22 protein-coding genes are annotated in these 25,576 nt (G+C 38.7%); 13 read left to right on the forward strand and 9 right to left on the reverse strand.

Features of this window, described 5'->3' with window-relative positions:
* Window positions 1–2: 2 nt before the first annotated feature.
* The gene (locus COE25_RS17450; protein WP_098933492.1) at window positions 3–311 is read right to left on the reverse strand and encodes a hypothetical protein; all 309 of its coding nucleotides are present in this window, start codon (window positions 309–311) and stop codon (window positions 3–5) included.
* 657 nt (window positions 312–968) lie between these two features.
* Here COE25_RS17450 and COE25_RS17455 point away from each other — a divergent pair.
* Both COE25_RS17455 and fabF read left to right on the forward strand, forming a co-directional pair.
* Complete coding sequence (locus COE25_RS17455) at window positions 969–1,250, forward strand: phospholipase A2 family protein (protein ID WP_098933493.1); 282 nt, start codon at window positions 969–971, stop codon at window positions 1,248–1,250.
* A 177-nt stretch (window positions 1,251–1,427) separates the two neighbouring features.
* Window positions 1,428–2,669, forward strand: a complete 1,242-nt coding sequence (fabF, locus tag COE25_RS17460) for a beta-ketoacyl-ACP synthase II (protein ID WP_088085361.1) — start codon at window positions 1,428–1,430, stop codon at window positions 2,667–2,669.
* Window positions 2,670–3,033: 364 nt separating this feature from the next.
* On the opposite strand, the gene rlmN is transcribed toward fabF, so the two are convergent.
* Together rlmN and COE25_RS17470 are read right to left on the reverse strand one after the other, a co-directional pair.
* A complete protein-coding gene (gene rlmN / locus COE25_RS17465) occupies window positions 3,034–4,101 on the reverse strand; it encodes a dual-specificity RNA methyltransferase RlmN (RefSeq protein WP_098933494.1) in 1,068 nt (355 codons plus the stop codon).
* Between the two features lie 80 nt (window positions 4,102–4,181).
* Window positions 4,182–5,060: a TRM11 family SAM-dependent methyltransferase gene (locus COE25_RS17470; RefSeq protein WP_257208871.1), complete on the reverse strand. Its 879-nt coding sequence runs from the start codon at window positions 5,058–5,060 to the stop codon at window positions 4,182–4,184.
* 259 nt (window positions 5,061–5,319) lie between these two features.
* On the opposite strand from COE25_RS17470, the gene COE25_RS17475 reads away from it, so the two are divergent.
* On the forward strand, window positions 5,320–5,772 hold the full coding sequence (locus COE25_RS17475) for an NUDIX hydrolase (protein ID WP_098933495.1): 453 nt from the start codon (window positions 5,320–5,322) through the stop codon (window positions 5,770–5,772).
* 79 nt (window positions 5,773–5,851) lie between these two features.
* On the opposite strand, the gene COE25_RS17480 is transcribed toward COE25_RS17475, so the two are convergent.
* Window positions 5,852–6,247, reverse strand: a complete 396-nt coding sequence (locus COE25_RS17480; RefSeq protein WP_098933496.1) for a hypothetical protein — start codon at window positions 6,245–6,247, stop codon at window positions 5,852–5,854.
* Between the two features lie 343 nt (window positions 6,248–6,590).
* Here COE25_RS17480 and COE25_RS17485 point away from each other — a divergent pair, with 343 nt between their 5' ends.
* Together COE25_RS17485 and bioB are read left to right on the forward strand one after the other, a co-directional pair.
* A complete protein-coding gene (locus COE25_RS17485; RefSeq protein WP_098933497.1) occupies window positions 6,591–7,451 on the forward strand; it encodes an alpha/beta hydrolase in 861 nt (286 codons plus the stop codon).
* A 356-nt stretch (window positions 7,452–7,807) separates the two neighbouring features.
* Window positions 7,808–8,806: a biotin synthase BioB gene (bioB, locus tag COE25_RS17490; protein ID WP_088085373.1), complete on the forward strand. Its 999-nt coding sequence runs from the start codon at window positions 7,808–7,810 to the stop codon at window positions 8,804–8,806.
* An 84-nt stretch (window positions 8,807–8,890) separates the two neighbouring features.
* Here bioB and COE25_RS17495 read toward each other — a convergent pair whose 3' ends face one another.
* Window positions 8,891–9,724: an RMD1 family protein gene (locus COE25_RS17495; protein ID WP_098933498.1), complete on the reverse strand. Its 834-nt coding sequence runs from the start codon at window positions 9,722–9,724 to the stop codon at window positions 8,891–8,893.
* Window positions 9,725–9,972: 248 nt separating this feature from the next.
* On the opposite strand from COE25_RS17495, the gene COE25_RS17500 reads away from it, so the two are divergent.
* The 5 genes from COE25_RS17500 (at window position 9,973) to COE25_RS17520 (ending at window position 14,935) form a co-directional block, all read left to right on the forward strand.
* Window positions 9,973–11,559 (forward strand): spore germination protein, encoded by a 1,587-nt coding sequence (locus COE25_RS17500; protein ID WP_373605361.1) that lies wholly within the window; start codon window positions 9,973–9,975, stop codon window positions 11,557–11,559.
* Window positions 11,556–12,755, forward strand: coding sequence for a Ger(x)C family spore germination protein (locus COE25_RS17505; RefSeq protein ID WP_098933500.1), 1,200 nt, complete (start codon window positions 11,556–11,558; stop codon window positions 12,753–12,755). Before COE25_RS17500 ends, COE25_RS17505 begins: the two co-directional genes overlap by 4 nt.
* Window positions 12,752–13,843 (forward strand): GerAB/ArcD/ProY family transporter, encoded by a 1,092-nt coding sequence (locus COE25_RS17510; protein ID WP_098933501.1) that lies wholly within the window; start codon window positions 12,752–12,754, stop codon window positions 13,841–13,843. The genes COE25_RS17505 and COE25_RS17510 overlap by 4 nt, the downstream gene beginning before the upstream one ends.
* 258 nt (window positions 13,844–14,101) lie before the next feature.
* Window positions 14,102–14,668, forward strand: a complete 567-nt coding sequence (locus COE25_RS17515) for an LOG family protein (RefSeq protein ID WP_098933502.1) — start codon at window positions 14,102–14,104, stop codon at window positions 14,666–14,668.
* Window positions 14,669–14,707: 39 nt separating this feature from the next.
* Window positions 14,708–14,935 (forward strand): tyrosine-type recombinase/integrase, encoded by a 228-nt coding sequence (locus COE25_RS17520; protein WP_257208872.1) that lies wholly within the window; start codon window positions 14,708–14,710, stop codon window positions 14,933–14,935.
* Window positions 14,936–15,068: 133 nt separating this feature from the next.
* On the opposite strand, the gene COE25_RS17525 is transcribed toward COE25_RS17520, so the two are convergent.
* Window positions 15,069–18,971 (reverse strand): endo-beta-N-acetylglucosaminidase, encoded by a 3,903-nt coding sequence (locus COE25_RS17525; RefSeq protein WP_098933504.1) that lies wholly within the window; start codon window positions 18,969–18,971, stop codon window positions 15,069–15,071.
* A gap of 593 nt (window positions 18,972–19,564) precedes the next feature.
* Between COE25_RS17525 and COE25_RS17530 the strand changes: the two genes are divergently transcribed.
* Window positions 19,565–19,801, forward strand: a complete 237-nt coding sequence (locus tag COE25_RS17530; RefSeq protein WP_256942526.1) for an IclR family transcriptional regulator C-terminal domain-containing protein — start codon at window positions 19,565–19,567, stop codon at window positions 19,799–19,801.
* 94 nt (window positions 19,802–19,895) lie between these two features.
* Here the strand turns inward: COE25_RS17530 and COE25_RS17535 are convergent, their stop codons facing one another.
* Complete coding sequence (locus tag COE25_RS17535) at window positions 19,896–21,059, reverse strand: Gfo/Idh/MocA family protein (RefSeq protein WP_088085382.1); 1,164 nt, start codon at window positions 21,057–21,059, stop codon at window positions 19,896–19,898.
* Window positions 21,060–21,532: 473 nt separating this feature from the next.
* On the opposite strand from COE25_RS17535, the gene COE25_RS17540 reads away from it, so the two are divergent.
* A complete protein-coding gene (locus COE25_RS17540; RefSeq protein ID WP_088085383.1) occupies window positions 21,533–22,177 on the forward strand; it encodes a LytTR family DNA-binding domain-containing protein in 645 nt (214 codons plus the stop codon).
* A gap of 131 nt (window positions 22,178–22,308) precedes the next feature.
* Window positions 22,309–23,823, forward strand: a complete 1,515-nt coding sequence (scpC, locus tag COE25_RS17545) for a succinyl-CoA:acetate CoA-transferase ScpC (protein ID WP_098933505.1) — start codon at window positions 22,309–22,311, stop codon at window positions 23,821–23,823.
* 171 nt (window positions 23,824–23,994) lie between these two features.
* On the opposite strand, the gene COE25_RS17550 is transcribed toward scpC, so the two are convergent.
* Together COE25_RS17550 and nspC are read right to left on the reverse strand one after the other, a co-directional pair.
* Window positions 23,995–24,246 (reverse strand): DUF2535 family protein, encoded by a 252-nt coding sequence (locus COE25_RS17550; protein WP_098933506.1) that lies wholly within the window; start codon window positions 24,244–24,246, stop codon window positions 23,995–23,997.
* Between the two features lie 201 nt (window positions 24,247–24,447).
* On the reverse strand, window positions 24,448–25,575 hold the full coding sequence (gene nspC, locus COE25_RS17555; protein WP_098933507.1) for a carboxynorspermidine decarboxylase: 1,128 nt from the start codon (window positions 25,573–25,575) through the stop codon (window positions 24,448–24,450).
* Window position 25,576 lies beyond the last annotated feature (1 nt).

The following is a 25,576-nucleotide window of genomic DNA, read 5'->3' on the forward strand; positions in this document are numbered from 1 at the left end:
GGTTAGCTGCCTGAGCTTCCTGAGCTGAGTAAATCGACGGAAAAGCTTTCGATGTCCTTACAACGGATAACTGTCAACCGCTCAGTAACAAAAGGTGACACCATACCTGGCTCAATGATTTTGACGCAGCAGTCGTTTGTTACACATTTTAATTCCCCGGTAAAGAAATCGCCAGACTTAGTTCTAATAGTCACTTCGCTATGCTTAAACTTCTTTAGAATGCGACATAAACAATCTTTCTTGCAACTGCAATTTTTCTTACATTTACAATTGCTTTTCTTTTTACTACTTTTGTTTTTACTACTTCCCATTTTGCTTCCTCCTTCAATTAGGATTTTCAAATTAATATATTCATTAGAAAGATGAAGGTGTGCTAATCTTGTAGTTTTTCTGCCCATTTATAGGAATGGGATTAGCATGTTTAATGAAGGAATAAGAAATGGTGTCAGGCACCGCAGATGGACAAATCAGCAGTTTGTCCATCTGTGGTGGACTTTAAGGACTGGAAAATACTTAAGTACATAAAAATAAGCGATACATGGGTCGTATCGCTTTTCTTGTATTTTAAAAATAAAGTGGTTATAGTCAGTATTTAAAATAAATTATTCCTCTTCTCCATAGGACTCAGTGGTTGTATCCATACACTCCCAACATTCACTTCTATTCCGTTCAAATCTGGACAATTCCTCCCCACAAGAAATGCAAACATCCATAGGTATAGATTCCCCCTTCAAGTAAAAATTTTTGATTAAACCTATAAGCCGTAAAAACCTATTATGTTTAATGTATTCCACGATAGCTTGTTAGAGAACCTTGAAACTTCATAGCGAAAACAAAATCAATCGTGAGTTCCACTTTTAAAATCAGATAGGTACTGGGGTCAGGTAATCTTTTTAGATAGCATGTCTAATCAGGTTTTATATTTTTCCATATTAATATAGTAATAAACTTCTAGGAGGTGTAAATGATTGAAACGTAGAAAAAAGAGCCTGCTGCCTCTTTGTATTTTTCCAGGTTATCGATGGTGTGGGCCAGGATGCAGCGGGCCGGGTAGTCCAATTAATGATGTAGATGGCTGCTGCTACCAGCATGATCGTTGTCTGAGCCGAGGGAATTCCCCGTGTTACTGTGATAAGCAATTTATGAAATGCCTTGAATCAAAAATAAATCCTCATACGCAAAAAGGTAGAAATGCCCGCCTAATGTACGGATTTATGAAACTGAAAACAACATTCACCTGTCCCAAATAGGTGATGTGAAGTTAAACTTTGATATGCTTAAGCGACATCCATTTGCTTACACAAAATAAACTTATATCTAAAGATAGTTCGATATCAATTTGTCCAACCACTCTAAATTAGTTAAACTATAAAGGATGATAATTCGTCGGTAAATTACTTTGAAGAATGAGTGGGAGAGAGCATTATATGAATAAAAGAGTAGTGATTACAGGTATTGGAGCAGTCACTCCTTTGGGGAATGATGCTCATTCAACATGGGAACAGATTAAAAGGGGTATATCAGGTGTTGGTCCAGCCACCATATTTGATGTGGAAAAAGTGGATATCAAAATCGCAGCAGAAGTAAAAGGCTTTGCACCAGAAGAATTTATGGATAGAAAAGAAGCGAGAAGAATGGGGCGTTATAGCCAATTTGCTGTGGCTGCAAGTCAAATGGCTGTCAATGATGCAGGAATCCAAATCGGTGAGAATGTTCAACCTGAGCGAGTGGGCGTTTGGATTGGATCAGGGATTGGCGGGCTAGCTGAATTCGAGGAACAACACCGGAAGTTTATTGAAAAAGGTCAAAGAAGAGTCAACCCGTTTATTATTCCCATGTTTATACCGGACATGGCGGCTGGACAAGTTTCGATTGCACTTGGAGCAAAAGGAATCAACAATTGTTCGGTTACAGCATGTGCGTCAGGCGCCAATTCAATCGGTGATGCATTCCGCGTTATTCAAAAGGGGAATGTGGATATGATAATTGCTGGCGGAACAGAAGCAACGATTACAGAGATGACCGTTGCGGGATTTTCTAATATGACAGCCCTTTCAAAAAATCCAGATCCGAACACAGCAAGCCGGCCTTTTGATAAGAATCGTGATGGATTTGTCATCGGGGAAGGCGCAGGAATTGTGGTCCTAGAAGAATTAGAGCATGCTTTAGCGCGTGGTGCGAATATATATGGGGAATTGATAGGATATGGAGCTACGGGTGATGCCCATCATATTACTACACCTGCACCAGACGGAGATGGACCTGGGAGAGCAATGAAATTAGCATTAGATGATGCTGGGATTTCCCCTGAACAAGTCGACTATATCAATGCACATGGAACGTCGACTTATTATAATGATTTGTATGAAACATTAGCCATTAAAGAGGTTTTCAAGGAACATGCCTATAGTTTATCTGTCAGTTCCACGAAATCGATGACGGGGCACTTGTTGGGAGCAACAGGGGCTATTGAGGCCATTTTTTCTCTATTAGCCATCAAGGAAGGTATCATTCCTCCAACCATTAACTATGAAACACCTGATGAACAACTTGATTTAGATTATGTCCCCAATGTGGCAAAGGAGAAGGATGTTCAAGTAGTGCTATCCAACTCATTAGGATTTGGCGGTCATAATGCCACATTGATTTTTAAAAAGTTTACTGAATAAAGATAACAAGTCTAAAACGAAGGTGTCTAAATATCATTTAGATACCTTTTTTTATGTTTTTTCACATTTTATCAGCGTATTTAAAAATAAGCAGCCCCAGTTATATTTTTCCGCTATTAAAATAAAAAACAAGTCGATAATAGGACTTTCATCGGTAATAAATCATTCATCGACAGGTTTCCCGATAATTCCTTACTAACCAAACGTTTGATTAGATTCTATATAAATCCTTTTTTCAACAGGATTTTTTCCCGGGAAATGGAGAAAACAATGTCGAAATCCGCACCGACATAAAAAACGGATAAAACAAAAAAGGTCATATTAAACAAAATACCTTGTTTAACATAACCTTTTTGGACTGAAATTACTTTGCTTCAGCTTTTTTGATTTGTTTGCTTCGTAATTGTCCACACGCGGCATCAATATCTGTTCCGTGTTCTTGGCGGATTTTACAATTAATACCGCCCTTTTTCAACGTATCATAAAACGCTAGGACTGATTCTTGTTCACTTCTTTGATATTGACTATGTTCATCGACCGGATTATATGGAATTAAGTTTACATAGACTTGCTGTCCGAGAGGGCGAAGAAGTTCGGCCAGTTGCTCGGCTTCTTGCTTATGATCATTTACATCTCGCAGCAAAATATATTCAATCGTAATCCGACGGTTAGTCTTTTCTACGTAATACTTCATCGCCTGCATTAATCTTTCAATCGGAATTGCACGGTTTATTTTCATAATACGCGTACGAAGCTCATTATTTGGCGCATGCAAGGAAACAGCAAGATTTACCTGCAGCCCCATATCCGTGAACTCAATAAGCTTGTCCGCGAGACCGCTGGTTGACACGGTGATCCGTCTAGCCGCAATCGCAAGCCCTTTATCATCTTTAATCACCCTGATAAAGTCTATTAGGTTTATAAAATTATCAAATGGTTCACCAATCCCCATCACGACTACGTGACTGACCGTTTCACCTTGCCCTTTTTTGTCTAGGTGCAGTTGTACGTTCATAATCTGCTCGACAATTTCCCCGCTCGATAAATCCCGGCTTTTTGCTAATAAACCACTCGCACAAAAACTGCAGCCAATATTACAGCCTACTTGAGTTGTCACACAAACAGAAAGGCCATATTTCTGTCGCATTAAAACCGTTTCAATCAAATTGCCATCCTGAAGTTTAAACAAGAATTTAATCGTTCCATCAGCTGATTCTTGTTTAATATGCTCCTGTAAGGTTTGGATTTCGAAGTTGTCTGACAGTAATTGAAGACATGCTTGATTTACTTCTGTCATTTCCGAGAAAGCTGTTACACGCTTTCGATAAAGATATTCCCATACTTTTTGTGCTCTCGACTTCTTCTCACCGTGCTCGATAAGCCAAGTAGCCAATTGATCTATAGTTAATCCGTATATGGACTGTTTATTCATACATTCCCCTCTTTTCGTTACGATAAAACTTAATAAAGCTTACGTTATATTATTAATGAATAGGCAAAGATGGAGCCTTATCAATTACATACTATCACTTCTCGTATAAATAACCCTTTTTTAGCAACAGCACGATCAATAATCGAAAAACCTGCTTTTATAAGGATTTCATCGACAGATTCAACTGTAACGACGACCACTTTGTCAGCAAGCCTACGTGCACTTTGGAGCATTTCCAGCTGCTCATCAGGGGTTATCACCGAACACAAATTATAAGGCAAATCAATGATGGCTACATCATAATGATTGGTGATCTCGCGAATATCAGCTAAGTTTATTTCTCCGCTAAGACCAAAGTGTATCATATTTTCTCGTGCTCCAGGAAGAATCAGCTGATTACGGTCACTTCCGACAATATCAATTCCAATCGACCTAGCTTCAACTAGGACGGTTCCAATTCCACAGCAAGGATCGATGGCCTTAATTCCGTTTGGATTGGGGATAGCGATATTTACCACTGCTCTAGCAACACGTGTGTTGAGCGCTGTGGAATAACCGTTTGGCTTCTTTTGATGCCGGAACCAAACCGATTCACTTTTTACATACTCACCGAAAACCCAACTTCCGTCTATATTCATGACGCCAAACAATCGATCAGGATGACGAAGATCTGCTTGACCATTGATGTGTAAGCCAAGCTCTCGTTCAATGGCACGTCGGTTTTCGAATCCTTTTTGTTCACTTTTTGCCTGACCACTATTTTTTACATAGGTGACTTTAAACGTTGCTCCGCTTAGTTGTAAAGTTTCTACCTGTAAAAAAAGATTCTCAAGGCTTTCCACCTCATATAACACCGTGATTCTTTCTTTAATAAACGGGCTTCGACTTGGATCGATTTTAACGAAACTTTCCAAGACATTAGATTGAGACACCTCACCGAATAATGAGCGCATTTCCAAAGCACACAAAGAGCGTTCATCCTCAGCATAGGCGTAAGTATATATATAGGTCGTACCTTTTTGGAGAGTCATATCCAAATCGTTATCATACTTTAATTTATTTATTTCAACTTCACCTCAAGTTTATCTGAAAAACATAATCTATTATACCAAGAAAAGACGCATTTTTAAAAATTTCCTTTAATTGGGTGTCGAAATGAGTGTCAGGCACCAATTCGCTAGATTATAATTATAATGAGGCAATTTATGGAGGTTAATGATGGGCTATATTGAAGATTTACGAGAAACAGTCGGGAACCGGCCACTTATTTTAGTAGGTGCTATGGTGTGCGTAATTGATGATCAGGGAAAAATTCTTTTACAAAAAAGACCTGAAGGCATTTGGGGACTTCCAGGCGGGCTATTAGAATTAGGGGAGTCTGTCGAGGAGGCCGGAAGAAGAGAAGTGTTTGAAGAAACCGGCGTTGAAATTGGCCAACTTCAGTTAGTAGAGATATTTTCAGGGAAGCAGTACTTTCGAAAGCTGCCAAATGGCGATGAATTCTATCCAGTCACGATTGCCTATCTATCAAAGGATATTAAAAATGGTACGATCAAAATTGATGGGAAAGAGTCGATTGATGCTGGATTTTTCCCGTTACACGAGTTACCGGAAAAAACAAGTCCGTTAGTCAGGAAGATGATTCAACAATATCCTAATATGCTCAAATAGACCTTTCATAAGAAGGTCTATTTGTAGGTATGGTGTAATCATAGTATCCGTCTCCATGGACATCTTATAGACAGAATAATTACATTTTCTCATTCGCAGCAAAAGCTGGTATTTGTTTTAGATTTGATATCCACTCGTTGTAGTGGCTTTCACATAGACCTCTAAGAAAGTGGTGATTTGAGCACTTTTTAACTCCACATAATTTTATTACTTTTGGCATATGTGGGTAGCCTAATTTATTGTAAATGTAGTTATGATGTTCACAGTATCCATTTGCAAAGTAAGGTTTGGAACAGTCTACAGCCAGACAATGGTCAATTGAGCAAGCTTCAACCCTAATGGTGTCAGTTTTTCCGGACCTTCTCATTCGTACATAATGCTTATTACATAACTGTCGTGCTTTTATTTGTTCATCGCATCCCTCTACCGTACATATACCCTTTGTTGAATACCGCTTATTTTCAAGGATTTCCAATCTTACTCACCTCCCGTACATGCTGTCGAATTTTTATAGACATTTATTCCCCTCAAATGGTTACATATATAATTGTCGAAATATCTTTAATTTTTATATTATTGAAATAATAATACATTTCCTTAGGTTTGTATATATACTTAAAAATATTCAAAGTATTAAGATTTGTAAGCGTTTTTTTAGACAAGCATATTGAAGGTGCCGGAGGATATAGTTGTGGTTTCCAAAGGCCAAGTTTTTTTGCGGTTATTTTTGCATTGTTTTATAATAAAAGGAACTTAAAATGCTTTCTAAACTACAATGACTTGATTTAATAAGGTTTTCAACAGGAGGATTACTTGGAATGACAACAGAAGGGACATTTAATGGTGTCGATGGAACAGAACTATTTTTTCAAGTGATCGAACCATTAACGGCTCCAAAAGCGGCAGTTATTTTAGTTCACGGTCATGGCGACCATAGCGGAGGGCTCCAGAATCTAAGTGAAAGCTTGGTTGAAAAAGAATATATTGTTTATGCCTTTGATTTGCGCGGTCATGGAAAAAGCACTGGTAAAAGGGGATTTATCCGGTCTTGGGATGAATTTAGAGGGGATTTACACATGTTTCGAAAGCTCGTTTCTCTAGATCAGCCAGAATTACCATTGTATATTGTCGGACATAGCATTGGCGGCCTGATTACCCTCGACTATTGCTTAGATCATAGCGCAGGTATCTCAGGCATTGTTGCGATTTCTCCTGCCATCTCTTACGAAGTGACACCGATAGAGCAGTTAGGCATTAGCTTAATGGGGAAGGTTAGACCAGACTATAGTATCAATAAATCTCGAAATTTTCGATTGCTGAGGAAAAATTCAGCCGTGCGTGCTAAATATTATTCCGACCGTTTACGTCACAATATCGTTACACCTGGTTTGGGACATAGCTTAATCCAAGCGACTTCACACTTCGTAAATAAAGCAACGTCGATTAGTCTTCCGTTTTTATTGCAATACGGACTTGACGATAAGATTACACCACCAGCAAAGCTGAGCCAATTTTTTCAACAAGTTGCTTCAAAGGATAAACAGCTATATGAGTACTCATTAGTCAAGCATCGCCCCTTTGATGGAGTGGGAAGAGAGAAGTTTTTAGGAGATTTGGTTGGCTGGTTAGACAAACAGATGGATAACAAACAAAAGGTGCTTTATAAAGAGATCATTTAAAGTCCATTTCCCACTATTTTATGTGGAACTGGACTTTATTTGAGTTTTTTATTTAGCGGAAGGAAAAAACTCCTGCCGTTTTGTTCCAATACATTAATACTGTAATCTCCTTTCATTATCCGTTCGTACCCCCAAATGCAATGCAGTAGTTATCGGGAATAATCAGAAAAAGTCTTTCATTTGGACATAAGAAAAATTTTCCGAACTTTATTTGCAGAATAATTTATCGATTCTACGAATTAATTGTTAACCTTTTTGTGATTTTAGTTTACAATTAAGGTGACATAGGTTGGAACTATGGATAGTGGGTATTTATCGGTTGGATACGGTAAATGAAATAAAATGGAGGGATAAAGATGAGTAAATGGATGGAACTTGCAGATCGTGTGTTAGATGGGGTGGAAGTAACAAATCAGGAGGCCCTTTCTATTTTAGATTGTCCTGATGATGACGTACTTTTACTAATGCATGCTGCTTTTCAAATTAGAAAGCGCTATTATGGGAAAAAAGTAAAGCTTAATATGATCATGAATGCGAAATCTGGACTCTGTCCGGAAAATTGTGGCTATTGCTCTCAATCTTCGATTTCGACAGCACCGATTAATTCTTACAGAATGGTAGATAAGGATACTATACTTGAAGGAGCAAAACGTGCACATGATTTAAATATAGGGACGTACTGTATTGTGGCTAGTGGTAGAGGGCCATCTAATAAAGATGTAGATCACGTGGTGGACGCAGTTAAAGAAATAAAGACAACATATGGATTGAAAGTTTGTGCCTGTCTAGGGCTGTTAAAACCTGAGCAAGCAAAGCGACTGAAAGAAGCCGGGGTAGATCGTTACAATCACAATATCAATACATCTGCGAGCAATCATGCAAACATCACAACTTCACATACATACGATGATCGAATCACTACGGTGGAAACGGTAAAAGAATACGGAATGTCCCCATGTTCAGGTGTTATTGTAGGGATGAAAGAGACCAAGCAGGATGTAGTCGATATGGCTCACAGCTTAAAAGCTCTTGATGCGGATTCAATTCCCGTTAATTTCTTACATGCGATTGATGGTACTCCGTTAGAAGGAGTAAAAGAATTGAACCCACTTTATTGTTTAAAGGTTTTGGCGTTATTTCGTTTTATCAATCCAACAAAGGAAATTCGAATATCAGGTGGACGAGAAGTCAACCTTCGTTCACTCCAAGCATTGGGTTTATATGCAGCCAATTCCATCTTTGTCGGTGATTACTTAACAACTGCTGGACAAGCTGAAACGGAAGATCACAAAATGTTACTTGATTTAGGATTTGAAGTAGAATCCGTAGAAGAAATGAAAGCTAGCCTTAGCTAGAGGATTTATTGTAATAGCAAATCAAAGCAAGAGACACCCAGACCGAAGTCATTAGGTGTCTCTTTTCTGTTTTAAGTGCATCCTTTATAACCATCCGCCAATTTCTAAGATCGACAGACCAATCTCAACAACAATAAGAGTTACGATGATCCATTCCACGAATAGTCCACGAATCGAATGGCTGATGGTGGAAAAACCATCCATGATGTTATATAAAATCTCCGTTTTGCTTTTTAAAATTTTATAGCGATCATTCAACTCAAAAAACTCCAACATCCTGTCATAAAAATCACCAGCTGTGCTGCTTGTCCATGTAATATCAGGCTTATCCAAAATCATGATATAGGCAAGCGTATTATACTCATGACGGACGATTTTTGCAGTGGTCCTCGCCAGTTCCTTGTTGCCGATTCTCAGTTTTCCTTTCTCTAGCCTGTCGATCATAGTTTCGAGTTTGTCGTGGATTTTCCCGAGTTGTTCCTCTGTTTTCTCGAGTGCCACTGATTTGGCGATTACTGTAGAAATCAATTCAGGATAAAAATCCTCATATTCTGGCACGACCACATATTCGTCGGTCAATTCAATATTCTCCGTTTCACAGATATGAAGGCAGTAATCGTCGCTATATCTGTCGGCATGTTCAATTTCGAAGTCTGGCTCGAAGGAATGGATGAAATGCAATAATCCCTTTATTTCATCTTCGTGAGTGTGATTAGTGAAGACAATGCTGCCAAACGAAAAAACCAGTACCATTTGCGAATCATCTACATTTTGATGGAGGATCGATTCTAGAATATCGCCTTTCAGGATTAGTGGCTGTTCCCAAGTGAATTTCTTGGGAATACCGCAATGGATGGCAATTTTATTCAAGTCAATTTCATGGGTAATGGCAAATGCTTTAAAGGTAATTTCTTTCACTTTGATCACCTTTCCAGTGAATTGTCCTTGTCCTTCTTTCGATTTTATTCTATTCTACTCAAAAACATGCTTGAACAGTTCTAGTGTTATAAAAAACGGATTTAAAAAGTGACCCACTTAATTAGCGGATTCAAATTTAGTGAAAACTTTCTAGATATAATTAAATAATATTCCATCTCAGGTTCGGCCAATGCGTATATTAACCCTTATAATTGGAAAAATATACATAGTTAAATAAGGGGGCATTGATGATGGTTCGGTTCCGCAAACGAAAAAAGTTACACGAATTGAAAAAGATGATCTCACTGCCTTCTGAAGAAGAAAATATCGAACCGTTTAGTTCGGATCTTTCAAAAAACGAGCAAATTTTAAAAGAAATGTTTCAAAAATGCTCTGATTTTGTTATTCGCCCTATTCATATAACTGGAAAACCTAAAATACTTCTAATTTATTTAGATGGGTTAACTGACACAATAACACTGGAAAATATTCTGTTAAAGCCTATATTGTCTGATGGTTTTCCGAACGAATTAGGTGAAATTTGTACAATTGTACAAATAATGGAGGAGCAACTTTTTTCTGCCACTCCAGTTAAAACTGTTTCACATATTAACGATCTGGTCAACGGAATCTTGAAGGCGAATGTCGGATTGTTAATAGATGGAGAGTCTGAGGCGTTACTTGCCAGTTTAACAGGTTTTGAAAAGCGCAATGTTGAAGAACCAACGACAGAAATTGCTATTAGAGGTCCGAGAGAAGGGTTTACCGAATCAATACGGACAAATACCACCCTACTACGCAGAAGAATCCGCAGCACAAGACTGAAATTCGAGCCCCTCTCGATTGGCGAGCTTTCTCAAACTGATGTTGTAATTGCTTATATCGAGGGAATTGCTCGTGAATCCCTCTTGGAAGAGGTCCGCAAAAGGCTATACCGCATTAAAATTGACGCAATACTAGAATCAGAATATATCGAGGAATTTATTGAGGACATGCCTTATTCCCCGTTCCCGCAAATCCAAAATACCGAAAGGCCCGATATTGTCATTGCCAACCTGCTGGAAGGAAAGGTGGCGATAATCGTCGATAACACTCCCTTTGCCCTCATTGTGCCAATGACATTTTGGGATGGAATGCAGGCGGTTGAAGATTACTATGAACGGCCTATCTATACCAGCTTCATTCGGCTGGTTCGTTATGTTTTGTTTAATATGGCTCTCTTTTTACCATCTATCTATGTCGCCCTTACAACCTTTCATCCAAAACTTATTCCGACTAAACTTCTTATTAGTATTGCGGCTGCCCGGGAAGGTGTCCCGTTTCCAACGATCATCGAAGCGTTGCTAATGGAATTTGTGTTTGAAGGTCTAAGGGAGGCAGGAATCCGACTGCCGAAAGCGGTCGGTTCAGCCGTCAGTATCGTCGGAGCACTTGTCGTCGGCCAGGCTGCTGTACAAGCAGGCATCGTTTCTGCCCCAACGGTCATTGTGGTGGCCACAACTGGAATTGCCTCGTTTTCGATTCCGCGTTACAATCTGGGAACCGCACTCCGGCTTATAAGGTTCGCCATGCTGATATTAGCAGGAACCTTTGGTTTTTACGGTATTACCCTAGGTTTTATTACACTGACAATTCATCTGGTCAATCTGCGTTCTTTTGGTGTTCCGTATTTTACTCCGGTAGCCCCGCAGATTCCCGCTGATTTAAAGGATGTAATAGTCAGGTCACCCAGATGGGCTTTACAGACTGGTCCAATCTTTACATTTGGCAGGGATAAACAGCGGGTCCCCCCCGGCCAGAAGCCAGATCCCCAAAAAGGAGGAAGAGACGATTGAAGAAGATCATTCTTCGTTTAGGATTATGTTTTTCCTTCCTTTTTATCTCTGGTTGCTGGGATCGCAAGGAATTAAATGAACAGGCCATTTGGCTTGCTTCAGGTTGGGATGTTGCCAAAAATGACGATGTAGAAGTCAGCGGACAAATTGTCATTCCCTCCAACATTCAAACCCAAGGCGGTGGTGGAGGAACAATGCAAAAGGGCTTTTTTACAATTTCTGCGAGAGGAAAAAATCTAAGCGACGCCTTGCAAAACATACAGACAAAACTTCCAAGGGAGGCGTTTTCTGGACAGCGGCGCGTTATGATATTTGGGGAACAATTTGCTAGACGGGGACTTAAGAGAGAAATCGACAACACACAACGGCGTCCCGAGGTTAGTTTGCGGACGGATGTCTTTGTGATCAAAGGGTCGACGGCGAAGAAAGCCCTTTCTGTAGCCAATCCATTAGAAAATCCACCGGTTATTGCCACATTAAATGAACATAAACTAAGTGGAGGCAGAGGGAACACGGCTTATTTAAGTCTCCTCATGGCCGCTACCAGTGACGGTTTACGCCCTTCTATTCCTGTTCTTGAATTTAGCAGTTCTCAAGAAGGAGTAAAAAAAGGGAAAGCAGATTCAGCTAATCCCCCGCTACTTCGGATGGCTGGTGTTGCTATATTTGATAAAAACCTAAAAATGCAAGGAATTTTGAATATGGAAGAAAACAGACATATGCTTTGGGTAATGGGAATCCTGAAAAATTTGACAATTGGTGTTAAAAAAAAGGATATCAATGCCAGCCTCGTCTTAAACAAACTCAGCAGTAAAATCGAACCACATATAAGTAAAAATCAGCAGATTACATTCATTGTCACCTTAAAAGGTGAAGGATCCCTGAAGGAAAATAATTCAGGTTTGGACGTTCAGTACCCAAATAATCTTAAACGGCTAGAAAAGGAATTTGAAAAAATTTCTCAAAAACGAGTTCAACAAACGGTTACAAAAGTCCAAAAGGAATACGGCCTTGATATCTTTGGATTGGGCGAAATGATCCACCGAAAGAATCCAAACGAGTGGAAATCATTGAAGCATGATTGGGACAAGAAATTTTTAGAAGCGGACATAATAGTGAAAACAGACTTAAAGATCAGGGAGACCGGAATGGAAGGGCCCTCATTATTGTTCAAAGAAAGTGAGATAAAAAAATGAAACTTTCAGGGCTGCAAATTTTTTGGTTGATGTTCACTTTCGAAACGGGAAATATGATCCTGCTTACTCTTTCCCCAACCTTTCAAGAGGCTAAACAAGATGCTTGGATTTCCTTTGGCCTTGCCGGCATTTCGGGGATGCTGATTGTTTATGTTTCATCAAAGGCAGCCCTGCTGTATCCCGGTAAGACACTTATTGAATATAGTAAGCAAATTTTGGGCAAGTGGCTCGGGATGCTCATTGTTATTGTCTATCTTATTCTATGGTATTCCGTAATCGGGATTATCTTAAGAGAATTTGCCGACTTTACGATTACCATCCTTCTTCCCACCACGCCACAGTGGGTATTGGTTTTAACGATGCTGTTGTTACTCATTTATATTACTTACAGCGGCGGAATTGAAGGAATTGGACGGTGCAGCGAAGTGTTTGGTCCCATCATCTTCCTATCCGTGTTCATTTTGTTGATTTTATCTGTGTCAATTCTCAATTACAGGAATATTCTGCCTGTATTTTCAGATACCGGCCTCCTGCCGATTCTTAAAGGGACCATGTATCCGCTGTCCTTCTTGGGAGAGTCCGTCATGATGTTGATGCTTCTCTCATTTATGGACCAGCCACATAAGGGTCCAAAAAGAGCCGTTTGGGGAATTGCCGCAGCCTCCAGTTTAGTTAGTACAGTCGCTATTTGGGTATTGCTAATTTTGGGTCCAGAAATTGCATCGAAGCTGCGTCACCCTGCTTTTGATACAGTCAGCTATGTTACCGTAATGGATTTTATTCAAAACTTAGAAATCCTGGCGGTTCTGGTTTGGATCCTTAGTATTTTTATTAAGCTATCGCTTTACTTCTTTTTAGCCAATTATGGCACAGCACAATTGCTCCATATAAAAGACTGGCGGAAATTGATCTGGGTTACTTCAGCATTCTTTTTCGTTTTAGCCGTCATCTTTCCCAACCCTACATACACCTACATCTATTTGAAAACGTATTGGATCTATTTTGCCCTACCTGTCAATATGGTGGGAATCCCATTTTTACTATGGTTTGTAGGAAGCTTACGCAAAAAATTACAGGCACATCATTAACACACAAGGGAAAGTTATTGCTGGTTTTTTGCTTATGAATTTTACAAGGAGGCACACAGGGGGGATAATAAATGGGTGTCTCTTACAATTTAGAGACTGTCAATTATTAGAGGAATCTAGTAAGGAAAGTGTAGCTCTCCTGTTATTAGTCCTTCGTTTCACAGATATGAAGTCAGTAATCGTCGGTATATCTGTATTCTAGTTCCAATGGGAATCATATATATTTTATAATAGATAGAAAAAATGGGGAGGCAGGATATGAAACAATTAGCAGTTTTTTGTGGTTCAAGTTTCGGTGCTTCTGAAGCTTATAGAGAAGGAGCCATTCTATTAGGAAAAGAGTTAGCAAAACGAAATATTACCTTAGTATACGGCGGTTCGAGTAACGGCTTGATGGGTGCAGTTGCAGATACAGTATTAAATGAAGGCGGTCATGCGATTGGTGTGATCCCTAAAGTATTGGAGGAACGTGAAATATCTCATAAAGGCTTAACGGAGTTAATTACCGTTGAAACTATGCACGAGAGAAAAGCAAGAATGGCTGATTTGTCTGATGGATATGTGGTCTTGCCTGGTGGAACCGGTACACTTGAAGAGTTTTTTGAAATGTTCACTTGGGGTCAAATTGGTTTGCACCAAAAGCCTTGTGGTCTTCTAAATATTAATCATTATTATGACCCATTGATCAGCTTGTTTGACCATATGATCGAACAAAAATTCCTCCAAGAGAAATTCCGCTCGATGGCAATTATTGAAGAAACCCCAGACGCATTACTCGATAAATTTTTAGACTATTTACCTCCGACGATCAAATCATATGAATAGGAAATGGAATAAAATGAGGTTTTAGAAACGTGAGATTCTATTCTAAGGCTTAGAGAAAACATGAAACTTGATTCTAGAATTTCTGTCCATACATTAAGACATTGTTTTTCTACTCATTCCTTAGAAGACGGAATCGGTCCTGTGTTTATCCCACAGATGCTTGGGCATAAGAATCTTCAAGCTACATTAGCCTACCAACACATGACTTCCAAAAGCTTAATGGGAGTCAAAAGTCCTTTAGATTTTAAAGGAGATTGTGCAGTTTGATGATTAAAAAAGCTGAATGGAATTCCATTCAGCTTTTTCGCCTTTTAATTCAGTTCTCGTTGTGTTTTTCATTCATTTTGAATTCTTTGCAAACACTCCTATATCAAATTGGTGTGTTTGCGCATAGATACAATTAAGGTGTCATCGTTTCGTTTGTAACAATATGTTCCAGCAAGGATGTTATTTGTTTTGCGTCATCCTTGTCAATATGTTTGCCAGATTGATTTGCAACCCAATCTATTAAACTCTCAAGCGTTTTATAGCCATTTTTTCGGGATTCCTCGGCTTGTTTTTCTTTTCCATTCTGTGTATATGCCTCAGCCTTGTTAAAATGTTTCTCGGCATTTTCCAATTGAACAAGTAAAGCATTGCGAATTCCTTTTGGTTCGATTTTAGCTTGTTCCACTATATCTTTAATCGTGCTAACTTTTGCATACACGAAAATGTTTAATGTTCCTACTTCCTTGTTTTTTGTCAAGGATGTATAGGAAACCTGATGTGTACCAATTATTGTTGTATCTACCGTTTTAGACTTCACTTTGGATGGATTCGTCACTTGAACAAACAAACCTAAATCCGACACTTGTTTGTTTAGATCATAATCGTCTGCAATAAAGCTTATATCAGTCAGGCTCAAATAATCAGTTCCCCGAACGGTTATAATAGGCAGCAAGGTTAATGGGTCAAACTCACCATTGTTATAATTAACTTCTAATCTCTTCTTGTCGTTTTCAAATTTCCCGATATAAACACTAGGTCGTTGATTACTATAATCAGCACCTTGCCCAATTAGGTCGGCTAATGCCCGTTCTGGAGTCCCTTCAGTCATATCAAATTTTGCATTTGATAGATCAAGAGATGTAAGTTTTGAAAACGATGATAAATCGTTGTAAGTTAACTTTTCAATGGCAGTATTACTGAACGATGCAGCTTGAAGATTCGTTAAACCTGTAATAATAACCTCTTTCAATTTCAAATTACCCAAAAATGTACCATTTTTGATGGTTGTTAAACTTTTACAATTCGTAAGGTCTATACTGGATATATTTGAAAGCAAAGAAATACCAGTTAGATCACTAACATTTGAATTGGATAAGTCTAATTTCCCAGTAAAATTAAATAATTCTTTTGTCGTTGTTCCAACTTGTTCCTGTACAGCGGCAAGCAGTGCTGCATCCGGGATCATGGTTGAATCTATTTTTATAGAATCACCGTAAAGGTATGCTGCAGGCTCAGACTTATTACCACTATAGTCTTCTAGAACGAGTGTGACCACGCCTGATGCAGATGGAAGCTTAATATTTTTTGATGCTGTACTTGAATTCAAATAACTTTTTCCTCTAATTCCGAATGTAGTAGGTGTTGTATATTCATTTTGGAAGGTTAATGGCTTTCCATCTACATATGCATATATTCGCCACCAATCTTCTTGTCTAGGAGCGTCAAGGCTCATATAGGAAGATGTACCACTCTTGGTAACATTGATTTCACCATTATATGGTTCAATATATACATCCTTGAGTTTGCCCGTATAAAGAATCGGTTCACCTTGTTTGTTATCCGTTCCGACTACGGATAGAGCCAGCGTATATTCCGAACCATCTGCTACAGGAGCAATAAGCTGAGTTGAGGTAGTTCCTTTATTAACAGTCTTTTTAAAAGTCTCTTTATTGGTACTGTTATTAAATGAAACCTCTATATTGATGCCAGAATAATCAATATCAGGATTTTTCCAGCTTATATCCAATGTACCGGCATTTGCAGATTGCATAAGGTTGCCGCTTTTAGATAAAGCTTCCTCTACAGTTAGATTACTCACTTTTGTCGAAAAGTCATAACTTGTTGTTGCAGGAGAGCTCTCTGTTTTGTCTGCACCAACGGCCCTTAGCTCTAAGTTTACGATGTTTTTTTCGCCATATAATGATTTGATATAGAATGTATCACCATATGTCCCGCCAAGGTAAACCCTTTTACCATTAGACAGGTTTGCGTACAAGTTATATTGTTTTACTTTACTGTAGTCTTCAAGATCCCATGATACAATCATTTCATTTGTATCAAACGCTTTTTTTACTTTAAATCCTGTTGGTGTATCAGGTGTTACATTTGAGCCATTCGTAAGTTTAATTTCCCCAATGTTTAGTTGGTATTTTTCTATTACAGAATCTTCTTCTGTTCCAAATGATAATCCGATTGCTGAAACTTCTTTACCTTTAAATTTGCTCAAGTCAAAATCTTTAGTGACCCAGGATTCTGATTTCTTATTAGCATCCGGTACGCTGATATATTCAATTTTATTTGGTTCGTCCTTGAATATTAACCCCAGTTTCACTTTAGAATCATCTGTTTCGGAAGGTTTATTGTACGTCAAAGATAATTTGCTGTTTGCGGCTACATCTAAATTCGTTTTATATAAATGTAAGAAGTTATCAGCATCAAGCTTCCCTGATACTACAAGGGAACTTCCGCCATTATATGCGCCTACTTTCGTATAGTCGTATGCTTGTGTATTATATTTTTGACCATAATCAAAGTCTACTTTCAGCTTGTTCTTACTCGTTGTATCAATCCACCATTGCCAAGTTGGGAGAATATCTTGCAGGTTAATATTCGACCATTGCTGATCATTTACCACTTTACCATTCTGATAATACTCCATCCCGTGTCCTGTATTAAAGTTTGTAACGAATGTTGATCCGTTAACAACAGACCGTTCGCTAGCAAAATGAGATACTCCGACCCACCCACTTGCATCCGCAGCTTCAACATCAGGTCTAGAATATCCAGGTTTTTTGCCAGTATCTGTCGGATCCATTAAAACCCCTGAATAGTACATTCTTTCCCGTTCTGAAATCATCCATTGATTTTCAGCTTTTTCTGCTTTTCGATCTAGATGTAACTGGATAAAGTCACTAGGGGTGAACAAAGCAACGCTTCCTCTTAGATTGCCCGTTTCATCAAGTAATTTTTCAACGTCACTTGCAGATCCATGTGAACCACTTAACTTTCCTTGGGCGGCTTCAACTCCAAAGAAAACTTGCTTGAAGGGATCAATTCCCCTCTTTGAAGCATGCTCTAGCGAAGTTTCAATTCGGTTAGATCTGAACCAATCATAATTGACAAAAAGAGAATTGTTTACTGTACCATAAGTATCATCTTTAATCCAATGGCTGTTCTTTTCATTTAGTTGATTTTGATATTGAAGTTTCCCATCTGGCAAAATAGAGTCATACGATTGAATGTAAAGCCCGTTCTCCATTAGGTATTTGGTAAACTGCTTATAGATAGGGACATCAGCAGCCGGAACCGTCTCTTCTAAATTAATGAAGAAACCGTCAAAGCCGTAGTATTTGGCAAACTCAACCAGTTTCTTTCCGATTGGAAAGTCTCCATTCTTATCCTGAACAATCATCTGTTTTGGGGCTTGTCCAGCACGAGGCAAGAATATACACCCAAGAGATTTAACCCCATTTTTATGTGCCGCATTGGTATATGAAGGGTTAGGTACATTGATAATACCGAATTCAAAGAATCGCGTTTGCCAAGGACCTTCGGGATCATAGAGACTTTTAGGTACATCTTTTGTCACTACTCCATGCCATGAGGCATAATAGTCCGTGTATTGCCAAAAGTTAAATTGATATTGGCTGAAATCATTGTTATATGGTACTCCTTCAAAGAAAGAGTTCCCGTAGTCACCGCCCATGACTAAGATTTCTGCCTCTGATTTTAGTTTTGGATTTGCTTGTGTGGCTGTAAATGGTTCAATTCGCTTCTGAAGTGGAATATTTGCACGCATTAAATCCGCATATGGATCTGTTTCAGAAGACCATTTCTCCATATCATACATACGTTGCCCCACCATACGCGGCTGATTTTCTCCGACTGCAGCATCACCTGTATATGGCCAAGTATCAGCTGATACAGTCCCTGCACCCATAAATCCTGTATTAGTTAAAACTTGACCAAACATTAGGACGATTACAAACCATGCAAGTGTCCTTTTCATTTGTTTATGTACACATTTTTTTCTCACGATATTCGTACACCACTTTCTAATTTTTAGATGTTTTTGCCTTTTTTCTATTAGAGGTAACAATATCTTGAATTTATAAAGTTAAATATCCTTCACCACCTTTTACTTTATTTGACCTTTGGGAAAAGTATATTTCCACTTCAGAATTAGTCATTGATCTAAGTCTTGCTGAAGTGAAAACATTTTATCTATTGACAACACATCATTCCAATTAGTCAAAGAAGTACTTAGCTTAGTAGATGGAAGAATATGCTTACCAATCAAAAAATGAATTGATTTATCATTAGGAGTTTTATAGTTTGCAGGCTTACTTCTGGGAGGAAATTAGTGGTCTGTTTTGTTCACCTGTAATGGGATTATGAATTGTACTAGCTTACAGTAATGTTAAGTGGCAACTTTTAGGAATACATATGGAATTTGCCATGTTGAAGGCTATTTAGAATCAACAGCAAAATTTCGCGGCAACATAATTCCATGCTATGAGTCCATACAAAAGTAAGCCCTTTCATTTATACTATCAGGTACTTGATCATGAATATATTGGATAAACTATAGATTTATTGGATTAACCATAGGGAACAGACAGAGTGGTGATGGGCTGCTTAAAAGAATCAGTCTGGATTGACGAGGGGGGTGCTTTTGCCAAGGAAGAACACATACAAGGAATTTGTGCGGTGGGCGCAGTTATTTCTGATCAAATGGGGAACTTAAGGGCGATTTCGAATCCGCTCCCATCTACTCGTTTTTATGGCAGGGAAGAGAAGCATACGGCTTCCCTTCGTAATACTTTTCAAACAATTAACCATCACTTTAATAACAAAGGAAAATAACGGGGACCATTGGAACCATCGGGACGGTTCTGATGGCTTTTTATTGGCCGGAGTTAACCATAATTGAGCCATGAGTACCGTCCCCTTGGCACATTTAATGCGTCCCCTGGACATCTAATGTAATATTTCTTACATGTTTTTTCCTATATGTGGAAGTGTTGATTTTTTCTTGTAATTTTTCATAATAGAGGTCCGGGTCGATAGGTAATTCTACTATTTCGTTTAGCCAAGAAGACAAGTAAATGGCATTTGAAATTTCCAACGCCTTTATGCCTTCTGTACCCGGTGCCAATAATGATGACCCTGTAACAATCGAATCAATCCAATTTTGAACAATCATGGAGTGATTTGCATTTTCAGACTTTACAGGAATTACGACTTTCTGCCATTCAGGCAAGCCGAAACCTCCAGTATACGAAGCATTAAATTCACGTTCAGATTGTGTTAATCGGTGAAAAGTAAGTTCTTCATTTTCAACAATGATTTTCCCTCGATCGCCAACAACCTCAAAGCGATCCGATCCCGGAGCTTCTCCTGTTGAAGCGATAAACACACCTGTCGCTCCATTTTCATATTCCAAAAATGCGGTTACATCATCTTCCACTTCAATATCATGATACTTTCCTATACTGCACATGGCACGAATGCTCTTTGGCAGAAATCCTGTTGTCCATTGGCAAATATCTAAATGGTGTAGTGCCTGGTTTAATAGAACACCGCCTCCTTCACCCTGCCATGTGGCTCTCCATTTACTTGAATCGTAATAGCTTTGTGAACGGTAAATATCCGTAATAATCCAATTGATCCGTTTTATTGCGCCAAGTTCACCTGATTGAATAAGGTCTCGTAATTTTTGAAAAAGTGGGTTGGCCCTTTGGTTATACATGATGCCAAATACTTTTCCACTAGACTTCGCTGCCTCATTCATTTCCAATACATCTTTTGTATAGACGCCTGCCGGTTTTTCAATGAGGACATGTATTCCTTTCGCAAAGGCCTTTTTGGCGAGTTCCGGATGACTGTAATGTGGTGTGGCAATAAGGACGGCATCAATTTCCGATTCATTAAAAAAGGTCTCTACGTCCTGGAAAATTTGCACATTACCTTGCGTATTATTTTTCACCCATTCGGTTCGACTTGCATTACTACTGCAAATCGCCGTTAAAGTTGCTCCTATGATTTGTCCTTGATCCAGCATTTGTACATGGGAACTGCCCATATTTCCTATTCCAATCACTCCAACCTTAACTAAACCCATCTCTATTCCTCATCTACTATTAGATTCTTTTTTTAATATGAAAATCCGAGGATTTATTTGAAAATGTTCTTTATATAGTATTGATGATAAAATAATTAACCACATTGTGGTACAGTTGTATCGTTTTTTTAACTTTAGTATAATGAATGGTAGAAACAGATGTCAATGAATATCTTTATCCATTTTTTTGGTGTTATTATCAAAAAGCATTGAATCGAAAAAGTAATCTTTCGATCAGGAAATTGAGGAAAAAGGAAAGAAGCTGATTAAATATAATCAGCTTCGACATGGATGAGGAATTAAGCAGTAAAATTGCCATCATAGCTTAACATAATGGCGGATTTTACTCCTTCGATGGCAGAGATTACTCTATCAAAAAGCGCCTGATATAGGGGCTTTTTAATTTTTTCCATCTGAATCGGTCAGTTTAGTTTTAATAATAGTAGTATAATAGTCAATGAGGTGTTAATAGTATGGAAGATATAACTTTAGGATCACTGCTAGATGTGATTGGTGAATTATTTTCAGATGAAATTTCAATTGCTGTTTCTAATACAAAAGAATATATCTACTATCGGCCAAGTAAACGAATTGATTTAAAAATAAGCGCTGGGGACCCTGTCAAGGAAGGGACGATTGCCCATAATGCATTGGTGACGAAGCAAAAGGTCTCTGAGTTTATTAACCGGGATGTTTTTGGTGTTCCTTATCACGGAATGGCCGTACCATTTTTACATAATGGACAGCTAGAGGGCTGTGTAACAGCGATTTATCCTGCTTTAACGGATGGGAAATCGGTGGTTACCGTGAAAACATTGGATGGCTGGGTTCCCATCCCTTTTTCAAAGGTCGTTTATTTAGAGGCTAAAGATAAGAAGACGAGTGTGTATTCAGAAGGGGTTTCAGGCACGCATAAATACTCTCTAAATGAATTTGAATATTTGCTTCCGAAGGATTCCTTTATTAGATGCCATCGGTCATTTATTGTTAATGTTAATCATATTAAAGAGATTTATCCTGACACTCATTCCACCTTTTTACTTTCGATGGATAATGGGGAGCGGGTACCTGTTAGCCAATCATACTCTAGTTATTTTCGAAAGATTCTGGGATTCTAGATTTTCCTGCTTTAGAGCCTAAATTCGCTGTTTTATCAGAATATTTTGTATCATATTCCATAATTCCTATCCTGATGATGTAAATAGGTAAAATGAGGATAATAACTATTTATGAAGAGAGGGATTGCTTTATGGAGAAAAATTTGGAGCGAATTAGGGATCTTCGTTTAAGAGACCGTGTGGTTACCCCTGATCAAGCAGCTTCCTGGATTCAAAACGGAATGACGTTAGGATTAAGTGGCTTTACACGTGCAGGTGATGTGAAAGCGGTACCAGTTGCGTTGGTGAACCGAGTTAAGGATGATGAATGGTTTAAAGTCAATGTCTATACAGGGGCTTCCTTAGGTTCGGATGTGGATCGACTATTTGCTGAAGCAGGGATTTTAGGAAAGAGGTTGCCTTTCCAGGCTGATGCTACTATGCGAAAAGGAATCAATCAAGGAGACTTTTTATTTGTTGATCAGCATTTGTCTCACACAGCGGAGCTCATCCGATCTGAAGTGTTGAATATAGATGTTGCTATTTTGGAAGCGGTTGCAATAACGGAGGACGGAATGGTCATTCCTACAACTTCAATTGGAAATTCCTTATCGTTTGCCTTAAATGCTAAGTCTATTATTATTGAAATTAATATGGCCCAATCCACACAGCTAGAGGGGTTGCATGATTTATATGAACCTGGAAAACAGGGGTCACGGCTTCCTATTCCGCTCGTTAAACCGGATGATCGAATTGGAACAATCGGCATTCCGATTGATGTTGAGAAAGTAAAGGGGATTGTGTTTACTAACCAACTTGATTCGCCATCGACGATTGTTCCTCCAGATGAAGAAACGGTTATCATGGCTCAGCATTTGATAGAGTTTCTTCAAAAAGAAGTAAAAAGTGGCCGATTAACGGAAAGTTTGGCGCCATTACAATCGGGGATTGGTTCGGTGGCCAATGCCGTTTTGCATGGAATGTTAGATTCAGAGTTTCAAAATTTGGAAGTTTATTCTGAGGTGTTACAGGATGCGGTGTTTGATCTAATGGATGCGGGAAAAGTACGTTTTGCTTCCTGTTGCTCGATCACGCTGTCCGAAGCAAAACATCAACAGGTATTTTCCAATTTTGAATTATATAGTAATAAATTGATGATGCGCCCGCAAGAGATTTCTAACCATCCTGAAATCATCCGCCGCCTTGGATTAATCTCGATTAATACTGCTTTAGAATTAGATATATACGGAAATGTAAATTCCACACATGTGTTAGGTGCAAGAATGATGAATGGTATTGGTGGCTCCGGCGATTTTGCAAGAAATGCACGCCTAGCTATCTTTGTCACGAAATCGATTGCGAAAGCGGGTAACATTTCAAGCATTGTTCCTTTCGTCTCTCATGTAGACCATACCGAACACGATGTAGATGTGATCGTCACTGAACAAGGATATGCTGACCTACGAGGACTGGCGCCGAGGGAAAGAGTGGAACTGATTATTGAAAATTGTGCGCATCCGATGTATCGTGATCAGCTGAGAGCTTATTACCAGGAAGCACAAACAAGGGGGGGGCAAACTCCTCATGTTTTAGAAAAAGCTTTCTCCTGGCATACGAATTATGCTAAAAATGGAACAATGCTCGAAGCGGTAGTAGAAACGGTATAGGTTTATTTTAGATCAATGTAATAAATGTATCTTAAGCAACTAAGAAACAAGAAAAATCCAGCAGNNCTGCTGGATTTTTCTTGTTTAGATAATAATATAAGTTCATTACTACTTCTTTATAGATGATATAAAAAAATGCAGGAGAATCATTTGTAAGGTTTCTTAAGAAAATTAAGCGTTACTTTTAAACTGTTTCATACTATATAATTTCTTGAAATCAGGCCAACTCATTTTTCGTTTCAAATATTCTCGAAAAGAATAGCAGCTTTTTTCGTGAGGTTTATTATATAGAAATGAAATATATATTTGTAAACGAATTTGTATCATAAAATAATAATAATTATTTGTTTCTAATACAGGGATTTCAATGACTTTTATCTTCTGTCCAAAAACATTTTTGAACTCTAGGCTCTTACATAACAAAATATCATCTTCTTTTTACGAGTTTCTTTCGATTATAACCTATTATCCTCTTAATATCTAAATATTAAATGTTTAAAAATAATTCAGACTTTTTGATAAAAACCAGACTCATCTTTCAGAATCTGGTTTTTCAATAGATATTCAGGAAGGAGTAGCAGCTACAACTTCGTACTCGTGCTTCTCTTCATAGATAATAGTCTTTTAAGCTAGTCGCATCTTAAAATCTTGATAGCCAAATTCACGCACGACATGACAATCTCCATCTTTATCTTGAATAGCGATGGCCGGTAATGGCATGCCGTTAAAAGTGGTATTCTTGACCATCGTATAGATCGCCATATCACCGAAAACTAAGCGGTCACCGCTCTTTAATGGCTGATCAAAAGAATAATCTCCGATAACATCGCCTGTCAGGCAGGTTTGCCCGCCAAGTCGATAAGTAAATGGCTTCTCGCCAGCTTCCCCAGATTCAAAAAGCGGGGGACGATAAGGCATTTCCAATACATCGGGCATATGGCAGGTGGCAGAAGTGTCAAGAATCGCAATCTCCAATCCGTTTTGATGGAGATCAAGAACAGACGTTATCAAGTAACCTGCATTGAGAGCAATCGCTTCTCCCGGCTCAAGATAGACTTCTAAACCGTAGTTATCTTGCATTCTCTTAATACACGCTTCTAGTCTCGGAATATCATAATCTTCTCTAGTAATATGATGACCGCCGCCAAAGTTGATCCATTCCATTTGCGGGAGCCATTCACCAAACTTTTCTTCCACTGCATGAAGAGTGGTTTCTAAGTCGTCCGAGTTTTGCTGACAAAGTGTGTGAAAATGCAGCCCTGAAACGCCATCAAGCAAATCAGGACGAAAATGCTTTTTTGTTACACCAAACCTAGAACCCGGTGAACATGGGTCATAGATGGCGTGTCCAATTTGTGTAGAGCATTCAGGATTGATGCGCAATCCTACTTTACAACCAGCTTGAAGGGCTTTATCTTTAAATTTTTCCAGCTGTGAGAAGGAATTAAAGATAATATGGTCGGAAATGGATACAATTTCATCGATTTCATCTTCACGATAGGCAGGGGCAAAGACATGATTCTCTTTGCCCATTTCTTCGTAACCTAGACGAGCCTCGTACAAGCCGCTGGCTGTTGTACCACTTAAATACTTTCCAATGAGAGGATACATGGCTGTCATAGAAAATGCTTTTTGCGCCAAAACAATCTTAGCTCCTGTCCGTTCCATGACTCCGTTCAGGATTTTTAGATTTTTCTCGACAAGACCTTCATCGACTACATAACAGGGTGTTGGTAATTCCTCAAACCGCATC

Source organism: Bacillus sp. AFS031507 (genome assembly GCF_002584635.1).
In the GTDB taxonomy this organism is placed as follows: domain Bacteria; phylum Bacillota; class Bacilli; order Bacillales; family Cytobacillaceae; genus Neobacillus.